The organism is Rhodopseudomonas palustris (assembly GCF_034479375.1).
GTDB lineage: Bacteria > Pseudomonadota > Alphaproteobacteria > Rhizobiales > Xanthobacteraceae > Rhodopseudomonas > Rhodopseudomonas palustris_M.
Window position 1 is genome coordinate 2,021,475 of sequence record NZ_CP140155.1, and the last position, 12,478, is coordinate 2,033,952.

11 protein-coding genes and 1 tRNA gene are annotated in these 12,478 nt (G+C 67.2%); 4 read left to right on the top strand and 8 right to left on the bottom strand.

Annotated elements, in window-relative coordinates; genetic code table 11:
* Nucleotides 1-30: 30 nt before the first annotated feature.
* Complete coding sequence (locus SR870_RS09140) at nt 31-657, bottom strand: hypothetical protein (RefSeq protein WP_322517654.1); 627 nt, start codon at nt 655-657, stop codon at nt 31-33.
* A gap of 350 nt (nt 658-1,007) precedes the next feature.
* Here SR870_RS09140 and SR870_RS09145 point away from each other — a divergent pair, with 350 nt between their 5' ends.
* Nucleotides 1,008-2,027 (top strand): helix-turn-helix domain-containing protein, encoded by a 1,020-nt coding sequence (locus SR870_RS09145; RefSeq protein ID WP_322517655.1) that lies wholly within the window; start codon nt 1,008-1,010, stop codon nt 2,025-2,027.
* Between the two features lie 76 nt (nt 2,028-2,103).
* Here SR870_RS09145 and SR870_RS09150 read toward each other — a convergent pair.
* A tRNA-Leu gene (locus SR870_RS09150) sits at nt 2,104-2,190 on the bottom strand.
* 439 nt (nt 2,191-2,629) lie between these two features.
* Between SR870_RS09150 and SR870_RS09155 the strand changes: the two genes are divergently transcribed.
* The 3 genes from SR870_RS09155 (at nt 2,630) to SR870_RS09165 (ending at nt 6,277) form a co-directional block, all read left to right on the top strand.
* A complete protein-coding gene (locus SR870_RS09155) occupies nt 2,630-3,802 on the top strand; it encodes a M20 aminoacylase family protein (protein WP_322517656.1) in 1,173 nt (390 codons plus the stop codon).
* On the top strand, nt 3,795-5,213 hold the full coding sequence (locus SR870_RS09160) for an amidase (RefSeq protein ID WP_322517657.1): 1,419 nt from the start codon (nt 3,795-3,797) through the stop codon (nt 5,211-5,213). Before SR870_RS09155 ends, SR870_RS09160 begins: the two co-directional genes overlap by 8 nt.
* A gap of 173 nt (nt 5,214-5,386) precedes the next feature.
* The gene (locus SR870_RS09165) at nt 5,387-6,277 is read left to right on the top strand and encodes a crotonase/enoyl-CoA hydratase family protein (RefSeq protein WP_322517658.1); all 891 of its coding nucleotides are present in this window, start codon (nt 5,387-5,389) and stop codon (nt 6,275-6,277) included.
* 522 nt (nt 6,278-6,799) lie between these two features.
* Here the strand turns inward: SR870_RS09165 and SR870_RS09170 are convergent.
* From SR870_RS09170 to SR870_RS09195, 6 genes are all read right to left on the bottom strand, one after another.
* The gene (locus SR870_RS09170) at nt 6,800-8,518 is read right to left on the bottom strand and encodes an AMP-binding protein (RefSeq protein WP_322517659.1); all 1,719 of its coding nucleotides are present in this window, start codon (nt 8,516-8,518) and stop codon (nt 6,800-6,802) included.
* Between the two features lie 162 nt (nt 8,519-8,680).
* Nucleotides 8,681-9,568 carry a 3-hydroxyisobutyrate dehydrogenase gene (gene mmsB, locus SR870_RS09175; protein WP_322517660.1) on the bottom strand — a complete coding sequence of 296 codons (888 nt, stop codon included), beginning with the start codon at nt 9,566-9,568 and terminating at the stop codon, nt 8,681-8,683.
* A gap of 36 nt (nt 9,569-9,604) precedes the next feature.
* Nucleotides 9,605-10,678, bottom strand: coding sequence for an enoyl-CoA hydratase/isomerase family protein (locus tag SR870_RS09180; RefSeq protein ID WP_322517661.1), 1,074 nt, complete (start codon nt 10,676-10,678; stop codon nt 9,605-9,607).
* Nucleotides 10,675-11,823 (bottom strand): isobutyryl-CoA dehydrogenase, encoded by a 1,149-nt coding sequence (locus SR870_RS09185; RefSeq protein WP_322517662.1) that lies wholly within the window; start codon nt 11,821-11,823, stop codon nt 10,675-10,677. The genes SR870_RS09180 and SR870_RS09185 overlap by 4 nt, the downstream gene beginning before the upstream one ends.
* A complete protein-coding gene (locus SR870_RS09190; protein WP_322517663.1) occupies nt 11,820-12,248 on the bottom strand; it encodes a type II toxin-antitoxin system VapC family toxin in 429 nt (142 codons plus the stop codon). The genes SR870_RS09185 and SR870_RS09190 overlap by 4 nt, the downstream gene beginning before the upstream one ends.
* Nucleotides 12,245-12,472, bottom strand: a complete 228-nt coding sequence (locus SR870_RS09195; RefSeq protein ID WP_322517664.1) for a hypothetical protein — start codon at nt 12,470-12,472, stop codon at nt 12,245-12,247. The genes SR870_RS09190 and SR870_RS09195 overlap by 4 nt, the downstream gene beginning before the upstream one ends.
* Nucleotides 12,473-12,478: the final 6 nt, after the last annotated feature.

The following is a 12,478-nucleotide window of genomic DNA, read 5'->3' on the forward strand; positions in this document are numbered from 1 at the left end:
TCGTCTTTCACGAAAGTGCTCGCTCAATGTTCAGTATTCGCCGTCACCACAGATACCGCAGCGGCGCGGAGCCAACTCATAATGCGAACGCGACCCGCGCTTTGGCGGTCCAGAATGTGTAGTCAGTGCCCAGGCCGCCGAACTCGCCGCCGAAGGTGATGCGTGGCCCGCCGCGAAGCTCATGGCTACACCGGATACGGCGCGCGCCGACCACGCGTCCAATGCAACGAGCGGTGCGGTTGCGACGTCCGCCAAGCCGCTGGCGTCGGTCGCGTTTGGCGTCATAAGCTGCGGATTATCGGAAAAGCCGTCTGCGATCGCGCCGTCGACCGCGCCGGAGATGGCCTGGCCCGAGATTTGCGACACGGCCTTGGTCGCCAGAATCTGCATCGATCGCAGCTTGGTGCTGTCGGCTGGCCCACTCACCACCTGGCTGAGCGCCGCGGACGTGGCGGCGCCCGGCGACGCCATCGCGACATCCGCCCACCCTAATGCGGCGCACAGCGATGCCAGCGCGAGGATGGCCAGCGGGGCGACAGAGACCAGCAGCCGCCATTTCGACGACCCTGCAGCGCCGGGATGCCCGCGACGGGAGCGGCACAGCAGTTCGGCTGCGGAGCGCGAACGCGACAAAGACACGATTTTCATGACGACCATGGACACCGACGCGAGGCGAACTGCGCGCCGTCGCGGGCAGTTGCGCATTTCTGAGAGGGGCACCGTCGAACGCTAGCAGCCTGTCCACCTGCCCGATGTGCCCAGCGTCTCACCGGTCCACTCCGCGGAGCATTGATGCGTCGGCAGCACATCTCTTCTCGCAAGGCGAGAAGGACGCGTCACATTCCATTCGCCAACCAACGCGCGGCTGGCGTCGTCGCGCATCTGTCGCTTGCAGGCCGATTTTGCGGTGACTACAAATCGGCTGTCAGCTTGCCGCGAAATGGCGGGTACAGAGCCACGAACAGGTCGGTTGGGCCTCGTCGGACGATGATGCAGACGAGGGAGACATGAGCGAAATCGCGGCCGATCCCCGCATCCTCCAGCAAACGCTGGCGGATTTGCGCGCGGCGACGACGGATATCTGCGACGTCACCCCGCTCGGCCCGCCGGCCGATTTTCACATCACATCGACGACCAGGCTGGCCGGCGGCTGGCTGCTGATCGACACCGCTTCGCCACCGCTGCAATACGACCGCTCCGCGGCGCACGTCGCGCGTGGCGGCCTCGATCACTATCAGTTCACGCTGTGCCTGCAGGGGCAGATGCGGTTCGCCTCCGGCCGCCGCGAGATCACGCTGCAGCCCGGCGACATCTGCCTGATCGACATGGCGCAGCCGAACCGGACGGTGCTGACCGGCGATGGCGACCAACGCTCGAGGCTGGTCACGCTGATCGTGCCACGTCTCCTGCTGGTGCCGCGGCTGGCGCATCCGGACTCGGTGACCGCAACGCTGCTACCGGCGACCGATCGCAGAGCCCGCCTGCTCGCCGATCAGTTCGCGGTGCTGTTGCAGCAATCCGACAGCGCCAACGCGGCCGCCGACAGCAAGACCGCGGTCGAATTCATGTGCGATGTGATGGCGGAGGTCGCCGGGCGTTCGGCCGACGCCCGCGGCGCCGTCGGACGCGCGGAGCGAGAATTGCTGCTGGCGGCGATCAAGCACCACATCGACGCCCATCTCGACACCGGCGCGCTCAGCGTCGACGGCCTGGTCCGTCGCTTTCAGGTGTCGCGCGCGAGCCTGTACAGGCTGTTCGGTCCCGACGGCGGGCTTGCGCGCTACGTCCAGGATCAAAGGCTCAATCGCGCCCTGCGCCTGCTGATTACGCCGGGCGCGCGGGGCCAGCGTCTGATCGACCTCGCGGTCGATCTGCAGTTCAGCGGCGACTCCACCTTCGTGCGCGCCTTCCGCCGGCAGTTCGGAATGACGCCGGGCGAGATCAGGGAGTTGTCCGAAGCCTGGCTGCGCGAGACCGGCGGCGTGCGGGGACCGGACGATCTGCTCCACCGGCTCGTCCAACGCTGACCAGAACTTCGCTGCGATCGCTCACCGCCATCGCGGCACGATCGGCCTGCCGGACCATTCGCCTCATCAAAGACCCTGGTGCGGACGGCGGGGGTCGAACCCGCACGACGTTGCCATCGAGGGATTTTAAGTCCCTTGCGTCTACCAGTTTCGCCACGTCCGCATCGGGCTCGTTCGGGCCGTCATTGCATCCGACCACATCGGCCGCAGGTGTCCGGTGCAAATCACCGGGCGGCCCGCGACAGGGGTGCCGTCGTGCACTGTGTCCCGAAAGCCCGCAACCGGCGCGGTGGGTCGCGGCGGTGCCTCGATCCGCGCCAGATCGCCGCATTCATAGTCGAGGGCGGGGCGCAACGCAAAGCGGGGTTGCGGGCGCGGGGGGACTGGGCGCGCGGTGCGCTTTGACATTGCCAGGCATTGTCGGGTGAGATGCTGCAAGCCCTGCGCGTCGGGCCGAGGCCGGCTCCGCCTACGTCCCGCCCGGCCCTGCGCGTGGCTTGCCGGGATCCTCGCCCGATCCAGATTCCTTGCCCGATCCTTGCATACAGGCGCTGCGACTGTTTCACCTCACGTCAACCAGACCACCAAGGGTGCTCCCAGACATGCCGACCATCGACCGCATCGATGCCTTTGCCGACGAACTGACCGCGATCCGCCGCGATCTCCACATGCATCCGGAGATCGGCTTCGAGGAGGTCCGCACCTCCAACATCGTCGCCGAGAAGCTCGACCAATGGGGCATCGAGGTGCATCGCGGGCTCGGAGGCACCGGCGTGGTCGGCGTGCTGAAGGGCAACGGTGACGGCGGCCGCCGCATCGGCCTGCGCGCCGACATGGACGCGCTGCCGATGGAGGAGCACACCAATCTGGCGTGGCGCTCGACCATCCCCGGCCGCTTCCACGGCTGCGGCCATGACGCCCACACCACCATGTTGCTCGGCACCGCGCGCTATCTCGCCGAGACTCGCAATTTCGACGGCACCGTGCATTTCATCTTCCAGCCGGCCGAGGAAGGCCTCGGCGGCGCGCGCGCGATGCTGAAGGATGGGCTGTTCCAGAAATTCCCCTGCGACGAGCTCTATGGCCTGCACAACGCGCCCGACCTCGCCCATGGCGAGATCGCGATCCTGCCCGGCCCGGCGATGGCCGGCGCCGATTTCTTCGACATCACCATCTCCGGCTACGGCGCCCATGGCGCGATGCCGGAACGCTCCAAGGACCCGGTGGTGATCGCGATGACGCTGGGGCAAGCGCTGCAGACCATCGTCAGCCGCAACGTCGATCCGCTGCAATCGGCGGTGCTGTCGATCACGCAGATCCATTCCGGCTCGGCCTACAACGTCATCCCCGGCGAAGCGCGGCTCGCCGGCACCGTCCGCGCCTTCTCCGACGACATCCGCAAGCTGGTGCGCGAGCGGATGCGGGCGCTGGCCGCCGGCATCGCGGCGGCGTTCGACGTCGAGATCAGCGTCGAGATCCGCGACATCTTCAGCGTGCTGGTGAACCAGCAGGAGCAGAGCGAGGTCGTCGCCGCGGTGGCGCGCGGCGTGGTCGGCGACGCCAACGTCAAGCTGCGCGAGCAGCCGAAGATGGGCTCCGAGGATTTCGCCGACATGCTGCAGGCGATCCCCGGCGCGTATTTCTGGGTCGGCCACGACGGCGACGTGCCGGTGCACAATCCCGGCTACGTGCTCGACGACAAGATCCTGCCGATCGGCGCCAGCATGTTCGCCCGCATCATCGAGACCCGTCTGCCGGCGACCGCCAATGTCTGACGGCGTCATGAACAAGACCACCGCGCTGCACGACCTCAGCGCCACCGAGCTACTCGCCGGCTACTACGCCAAGCAGTTCTCTCCGTCCGAGGTGATCGACGACGTCATCGCGCATTCGCAGCGCTGGGAGCCGCATCTGAAGGCGCTGTACGCGTTCGATCCCGACGGCGCGCGCGATGCCGCCAAGGCGTCGACAGCGCGCTGGCGCAAGGGCGAGCCGCAGGGCGTGCTCGACGGCGTGCCGGTGACCATCAAGGAGAACGTCGCGACCAAGGGCGTGCCGATTCCGCTCGGCGTGCCGATCACCGCGCCGACGCCGGCGCCGGTCGATGCGCCGCCCGCGGCGCGGCTGCGCGAGGCCGGCGCGATCCTCTGGACCAAGACCACGATGCCGGATTTCGGCATGCTGTCGTCCGGCCTGTCGAGCTTTCACGGCGTCACCCGCAATCCGTGGGACACCACGCAAAACACCGGCGGCTCGTCCTCCGGCGCCGGCGCGGCGGGGGCTGCCGGCTACGGCCCGCTGCATCTCGGCACCGACATCGGCGGCTCGGTTCGCCTGCCGGCGAACTGGTGCGGCCTGTTCGCGCTGAAGCCGTCGCTCGGCCGCGTGCCGATCGACCCGCCTTATGTCGGCCGCTGCGCCGGGCCGATGACCCGCACCGTCGACGATTCCGCGCTGATGATGAGCGTGCTGTCGCTGCCCGATCCGCGCGACGGCATGAACCTGCCGCCGAACGATTTCGCCTGGCACGATCTGGCGACCGATCTGCGCGGCAAGACGATCGGGCTCGTCACCGATCTCGGCTTCGGCATGGCGCTGGAGGACGAGGTGCGAGCCGTCGTGCTGAGCGCCGCGCGCGCCTTCGAGGCGCAGGGCGCGGTCGTGCGCGAGGTGACGCTCGACTTCACCCGCGAGATGATGGACGGGCTCGACAATTTCTGGCGGGCGCGGATGTGGGACGACGTGTCGAAGCTCAGCGAGGCGCAGCGCGCGCAAGTGCTGCCCTATATCGTGCGCTGGGCCGAGCGCGGCGCGGCGCTCAGCGGCGTCGAGGTGATGCGCGGCTTCAACCAGACCATGGCGGTGCGCGCGATGGCGGCGAAGCTGTTCGCCGAGATCGATTACCTGATCTCGCCGGTGGCGCCGGTGGTGAGTTTCCCCGCCGACCTGCCCTCGCCGCTCGACGATCCGGAGATGCCGTTCGACCACATTCTCTATACCGTGCCGTGGAATATGGCCGAGAACCCGGCGGCGTCGATCAACGGCGGCTACAGTTCGAACGGCTTTCCGATCGGCGTGCAGATCGTCGGCCGGCGGTTCGACGATCTCGGCGTGCTGCGGATGGCGAAGGCGTTCGAAGATGTTCGCGCCCCGCAGCAGCCGTGGCCGGTGCCGCCGGGCGCTTAGTCACGCGCGCGGTGTCACGTGCACAGTGTCATGCGCGGGCTCGACCCGCGCATCCATCTCCTTCATAAGGATGGATGGCCGGGCCTTCGCCGCGCCGACGGGGCTTCGGCCCCGCAGGCGGGTCAAGCCCGACCATGACGACTCATAATCAAAAACACGCTGGAGGAAACCAGATGTCCTACGAGACGATCAAATACGAGGTCGCCGACCAGATTCTCACCATCACGCTGAACCGGCCGGAGAAGCTCAACGCCTTCAACCCGGCGATGCAGCGCGAGCTGATCGAGGCGTTCGACAGGGCGGATGCGGACGACGATATCCGCGCCGTCATCGTCACCGGCGAAGGCCGCGCGTTCTGCGCCGGCGCCGATCTGTCGTCCGGCGCCGACACCTTCGATCGCGACGCCCGCCGCGGCCCGGTGCGGCGCAATGCCGACGGTTCGGTCGATTACGCCGACCCGCAGGTGCGCGACGGCGGCGGCCAGGTGACGCTGCGGATCTTCAAGTGTCTCAAGCCGGTGATCGCGGCGGTGAACGGCCCGGCGGTCGGCATCGGCGTCACCATGCAGCTCGCGATGGACATCCGCATCGCCTCGGAGGCGGCGCGGTTCGGCTTCGTGTTCTCGCAGCGCGGCATCGTGCCGGAAGCGGCGTCGAGCTGGTTCCTGCCGCGCATCGTCGGCATCGCTCAGGCCCTGGAGTGGTGCTACACCGGCCGCGTGTTCCCGGCGCAGGAAGCGCTCGACGGCAAACTGGTCAGCCGCGTCGTGCCGGCCGATCAGTTGCTCGAGACCGCGCGCACGCTGGCCAAGGAGATCGCCGCCAAGACCGCGCCGGTGTCGGTGGCGCTGATCCGGCAGATGATGTGGCGGATGCTCGGCGCCGACGATCCGATGGAGGCGCACAAGATCGACAGCCGCGGCATCTACGAACGCGGCCGCTCCGACGACGTCAAGGAAGGCGTCTCCTCGTTCCTGGAAAAGCGCCCGGCGCAGTTCAAGAACAAGGTGACGGCCGACATGCCGGCGTATTTCCCGTGGTGGGACGAGCGGGAATACAAGTAAGCGGCAAGCGCGCTCATCGAGCGGACCGGCACCAATCGCCGTCATTCCGGGGCGCGAGCGCCAGCTCGCGAACCCGGAATCCCGCAGTGCTATGTACAACCTCACCCCGTCATTCCGGGGCGCCGCGCAGCGGCGAGCCCGGAATCCATACGCCGCAGCAGCGGCGGTGAGGCACGGCGGTGGAGCTCTGTTATCAAAATGATAGCGCAGGGGTTATGGATTCCGGGCCTGCGCCCCGAGGGCGCATCCCGGAATGACGACCGAAGGGCCGTGCGACGTTCCCGAGATTCCGGGTTCGCGCTACGCGCGCCCCGGAATGACGAACGAGAGGATGGTGCGCGCCCATCATTCCCGTGCAACGGACGCTGCATTGTGCCCCGGACGCAGCGCAGCGCGCCGCGCTTGCGGCGTGGTGCGCTGCTGATCCGGGGCCCCGGTTTGCGCGCAGCACGAGAACCGGGGTCCCGGGTCTGCGGAGCAGCGTTGCACGCTGCACCGCGCCCGGGACTGGCGTGTAGGCCCTCACCCCTCCTGCGCCGGCGCGGCTTTCAGCTCGGGGAAATCCTCTTCGCGAAACTCGACGCCGCGCAACGAGTCGGTCTGGTCGTGCTCGTGCTCGATCCGGCGCAGATGCACGCGGCGGATTTTTCCGGAGATCGTCTTCGGCAGTTCGGTGACCAGCTCGAGCTTGCGGATGCGCTTGAACGGCGCCATCCGCGTCTGCATGTGGCGGAAGATCGACAGCGCGGTGTCGCGCGAGCGATCGGCGCCCGCCGTCAGCAGCACATAGGCCTTCGGGATCGCCAGCTTGATCGGGTCCGGGCTCGGCACCACCGCGGCTTCGGCGACGGCGTCGTGTTCGAGCAGCACGCTCTCCAGTTCGAACGGGCTGATCCGATAGTCCGACGATTTGAACACGTCGTCGGTGCGGCCAACGAAGGTGAGATAGCCGTCGTCGTCGGCGAAGGCGACGTCGCCGGAGCGATAGATCTCGCCGTCCGCGCCGCTGAGCTTACCACCCTCGCCTTGATAGCCCTGCATCAGGCCGGCGGGCCGCGCGTCGCCCAGCGCCAGCGTGATCTCGCCCTCCTTCGCCGGCTGGCCGTCGGCATCGGTGATCCGCACGACATAGCCCGGCAGCGGCCGGCCCATCGAGCCGATCTTCACCTTCTGGCCGGGCGAATTGCCGACCATCGCGGTGGTCTCGGTCTGGCCATAGCCGTCGCGGATGGTGACGCCCCAAGCGGCCTTGACCTGATCGATCACTTCCGGATTGAGCGGCTCGCCGGCGCCGCAGACCTCGCGCAGGTGCACCTTGTAGTCCGCGAGCTTCTCCTGGATGAACATCCGCCACACCGTCGGCGGCGCGCACAGCGTAGTGACGCCGCAGCGGCCGATCGTCGCCAGCAGACTCTTGGCGTCGAACCGCGGCTGGTTGACCACGAACACCGTGGCGCCGGCGTTCCACGGCGCGAACAAACAACTCCACGCATGTTTCGCCCAGCCCGGCGACGAGATGTTGAGATGCACGTCGCCCGGCTGCAGCCCGAGCCAGAACATCGTCGACAGCGCCCCGACCGGATAGCTGCGCTGGCTGTGCCGCACCAGCTTCGGCTTCGCGGTGGTGCCGGAGGTGAAATACAGCAGCATCGGATCGTCGGCCTGCGTCGGGCCGTCCGGCGTGAAGACGTCGGGCTGCAGCGCGGTTCCGTCGTAATTGAGCCAGCCGTCCTGGGCGTCGCCGACCACGACGCGTAGCAGATCGTCGCCGCCGAGGCCCTTGAACTTGGCGATCTGGTCGGGCGCAGCGACCACCGCCTTGGCCTTGCCGCGCTCGAGCCGGTCGCGTAACTCGTCCGGCGTCAGCAGCGTGGTCGCCGGGATGGTGACGAGACCGAGCTTGATCGCCGCCAGCATCGTCTCCCACAGCGGCACGACGTTGCCGAGCAGCAGCAGCAGATGATCGCCGCGCTTCAGGCCCTTGGCACGCAGATAGTTCGCGACCTGGTTGGAGCGCTTCGACAGATGCGCGAAGCTCGGCTTCTCCTCCCGGCCGGTGGTGCCGTCGACGATCCACAGAGCGGGACGGTTGCGGCTGCCGGACGTCGCCAACTCGGCATCGAACCAGTCGAGCGCCCAGTTGAACGGCACCGGATCAGGCCATTTGAAACCGGCGACCGCGGCGGCGTAGTCGGTGCGATGGTCGAGCAGGAAAGAACGGGCCTGTTGGAATGTCGTCATGGCAACACCTCGATCACGAGGCACAGCGTCCACCGCCAGTTTCATCCGTCATTGCCGGGCTTGACCCGGCAATCCATCTTCTTCCGAGGAGTGATGGATGCGCGGGTCGAGCCCGCGCATGACGGCCACTATGGTGGCGCCGCCGTGCGAAACATCAAACGCTTACTTCCTCCCCTGCTCACGCAGGTAGTTGATGATCCCGGAAAAGTCCGCGCCGCCGTTTCCGGCCTGTTCGAACGCGGCGTAGAGCTCGGCGGCGTGGGCGCCGAGCGGGGTCGCGGCGCCGGAGGTTTGCGCGGCCTCCTGCGACAGTTTCAGATCCTTCAGCATCAAGGCCGCGGCGAAGCCGGGCTTGTAGCCGTTGTTGGCGGGCGACGCCGGCACCGGGCCGGGCACCGGGCAATAGCTGGTCAGCGACCAGCATTGGCCCGACGAGGTCGAGGCGACGTCGAACAGCGCCTGATGCGACAGGCCGAGCTTTTCGGCGAGCGTGAACGCTTCGCCGACCGCGATCATCGAGATGCCGAGGATCATGTTGTTGCAGATCTTCGCCGCCTGCCCCGCGCCGGCGCCGCCGCAATGCACGATCTTCTTGCCCATCTGTTCCAAAACCGGCTTGGCCGCGGCGAACGCCGCCTCGCTGCCGCCGGCCATGAAGGTGAGCGTCGCCGCCTTGGCGCCGCCGGTGCCGCCGGAGACCGGCGCGTCGATCGAGGCGATGCCGCCCTTCGCCGCCAGCGCGTGCGCCTGCACCGCGCTTTCGACGTCGATGGTCGAGCAATCGATGATCAGCGAGCCCGGGGCCGCATGCGGCAGGATCTCGTTCCAGACCGAGAGCACGTGCTTGCCGGCGGGCAGCATGGTGACGATCACGCTGGCGCCCTGCACCGCGTCGATCGCGGAATTCGCGATCGCGACGCCGTCGGCCTTGGCTGCGTCGCAGGAGTCGGTGGACAGATCGAAGCCCACGACCTTGCGGCCGGCCTTGGCCAGATTGGCGGCCATCGGGCCGCCCATATTGCCGAGACCGATGAATGCGATGGCTGTCATAGTCCTCCCCTTTTTGTTGTCGGCGGGCCCGGCTCTTCAGTCCGGAAATTGCAACTCGTCCGCGCCGCGACCTTCAAAGTAGCGCGCCACGATGTCCGGCGTCACCTCCTCGATCGTCGCCGGCCGCCATTTCGGCGCGCGGTCCTTGTCGATCACCGCAGCGCGAATGCCTTCGACGAAATCGTCGCTGACGAACACTTGCAGCGCGGCGCGATATTCGTGCACCAGACAGGCTTCCAGCGACGCCGCGTCGCGCGCGATCCGCAACAGCTTCAGCGCGACCTTGAGGCTGGTCGGCGACTTCGCCCGCAGCGCCTTCAGCGTGGCCTGCGCGAACTCCGAGCCGTCACGCTGCAGATCCGCGAAGATCTCCTCGACGGTGTCGTGGGCGAACCATTGGTCGATCTGCTGCGCATGAAGCTGCGCCGGCCCGGCCTCGGGTGTCATCGTGAATCGCGCGAGAATGCCGCGGACATTGTCGGCATGGGCATCGGCGGACGCCGCCGTCAACGCGGTGCGCAATTCCGGCCACGCCGACGCCGGCACGAACGCGTCGGCGAATTGCGCGTAGATGGCGTCGGCGCCGTTCATGGTCTCGCCGGTGAGGCCGAAATAGGTGCCGATCTCGCCGGGCGCGCGCGACAGCAGCCAGGTGCCGCCGACGTCGGGGAAGAAGCCGATGCCGACTTCCGGCATCGCGATCTTGGTCTTGTCGGTGACGATGCGATGGCTGCCATGGCCGGCGATGCCGACGCCGCCGCCCATCACGAAGCCATCCATATAGGCGACATAAGGCTTGGGAAATTTCGCGATCCGCGCGTTCATGACGTATTCTTCGCGCCAGAACACTTTGCCGAGATCGCCGCCTTCGCGCGCGCTGTTGTAGAGCCCGACGATGTCGCCGCCGGCGCACAGCCCGCGCTCACCGGCGCCTTCGATCAGGATCAGCGCGATGTCGGAATCGGCCTCGAACTCGGTCAACGCGGCGTCGAGGCCGCGCGCCATCTCCAGCGTCAGCGCGTTGAGCGCTTTCGGCCGGTTGAGCCGGACCACGCCGGCCGCGCCCTCGCGCCGGACGATCAGGTCGGGCTCGGTGACAGCGATATTCATCGGTTCTCCTCGAGCAGCTTGCGCGACACGATCAGCCGCATGATCTCGTTGGTGCCTTCGAGGATCTGGTGCACGCGCAGATCGCGCACCAGTTTCTCGACGCCGTATTCGGCGAGATAGCCGTAGCCGCCGTGCAGTTGCAGCGCGTCGTTGGCGACGTTGAAACCGGTGTCGGTGGCGAAGCGCTTGGCCATCGCGCACAGCTTGGTGGCGTCGGCATCCTTGCGGTCGAGCGCCGCGGCGGCGCGCCACAGCAGCGTCCGCGCCGCTTCCAGTTCGGTCGCCATGTCGGCGAGCCGAAACTGCAGCGCCTGGAATTCGTCGAGACGTTTGCCGAACGCCTTGCGCTCCTTCATGTAATCGAGCGTCTTGCCCAGCGCCGACTGCGCGCCGCCGAGCGAACAGGCGCCGATGTTGAGCCTTCCGCCGTCGAGCCCGGCCATCGCGATCTTGAAGCCGATGCCCTCGTCGCCGAGCCGGTTGGCGACCGGCACGCGGGCGTTCTCGAATATCACCGCGCGGGTCGGCTGTGCGTTCCAGCCCATCTTGCGCTCGTTGGCGCCGAAGCTTAGCCCCGGCGTGTCCTTGTCGACCACCAGTGTCGAGATGCCGCCGGGGCCGTCGCCGCCGGTGCGCACCATCACCACATAGAGGTCGTTGGCGCCGGCCCCGGAGATGAACTGCTTCTGGCCGTTGAGCACGTAGTCGTCGCCGTCGCGCACCGCGCGGGTGCGCAGCGCCGCGGCGTCCGAGCCCGAGCCCGGTTCGGTCAAGCAGTAGCTCGCGATCAGCTCCATGCTGCACAGCTTGGGCAGCCATTGCTGCCGCTGCGCCTCGGAGCCGTAGCTGTCGATCATCCACGCCGCCATGTTGTGGATCGAGATGAAGGCCGACACCGCCGGACAGCCGGTGGCGAGCGCCTCGAAGATCAGCGCGGCGTCGAACCGCGTCATGGCGCTGCCGCCGACGTCGTCGCGGATATAGATGCCGCCGATCCCGAGCGCCGCCGCCTGCCGGATCACATCCAGCGGCAAATGCTTGTCCTCGTCCCATTGCAGCGCGTGCGGCGCGATCTTCTCGGCCGCGAAATCGCGCGCCATGTCGCGGATGGCGCGCTGATCTTCGTTGAGGTCGAACATTGTCATACGGGTTGCCAGTCGGAGAGAAGGGTCACGTAGCGGGCGTGTTCGGTGCCGGCTAGCTTGGCGGCGAAGCGACGGTCGGCCGTTATCATGACTGCGTTCATCCGACGAGCCGCCTCGAGATAGATGAAATCGTAAACCGGATGACGAAAGGTACAACCGTTGAGCAAAGCCGCCTCAAGCAAATCATCGGTCGCCACGATACCGTCGAAATAGCTACGCAGTGATCGAAAGTAGCTGACCGCCTCCATGGCAGACATCAGCCCCGCCGATGTTTTCCGGCACAGCGCGTTTGCAATCTCTCCGAAAATAATCTGAGGCGCGAACAGCCGATCGCTGCCGAGCGACAATTCATCGGCCGCCTGAGCGTCCGGTTCAGCAACGAACCATTTCACCGCGACACTTGCGTCGACGATGAAATCGGTCACATCAACCCTTCCCTGATCTCGTCGAGAGTGAGCGAGGGTTGTATCTCGGGATGCTGTGATCGGAAATAGTGAGACACCGCGACACGTTCTTCGGGAGTGAACTTCTCTGCACCCTGCAAGAGCAGCTCGACCTCCTGATCGAAGGTGCGCCCTTTCGCGCGGGCACGCCGCTCGAACGAGGCCAACGCTTCCTCCACGCGGCTACGTAGCTGTGCTTCGGCCATCATACA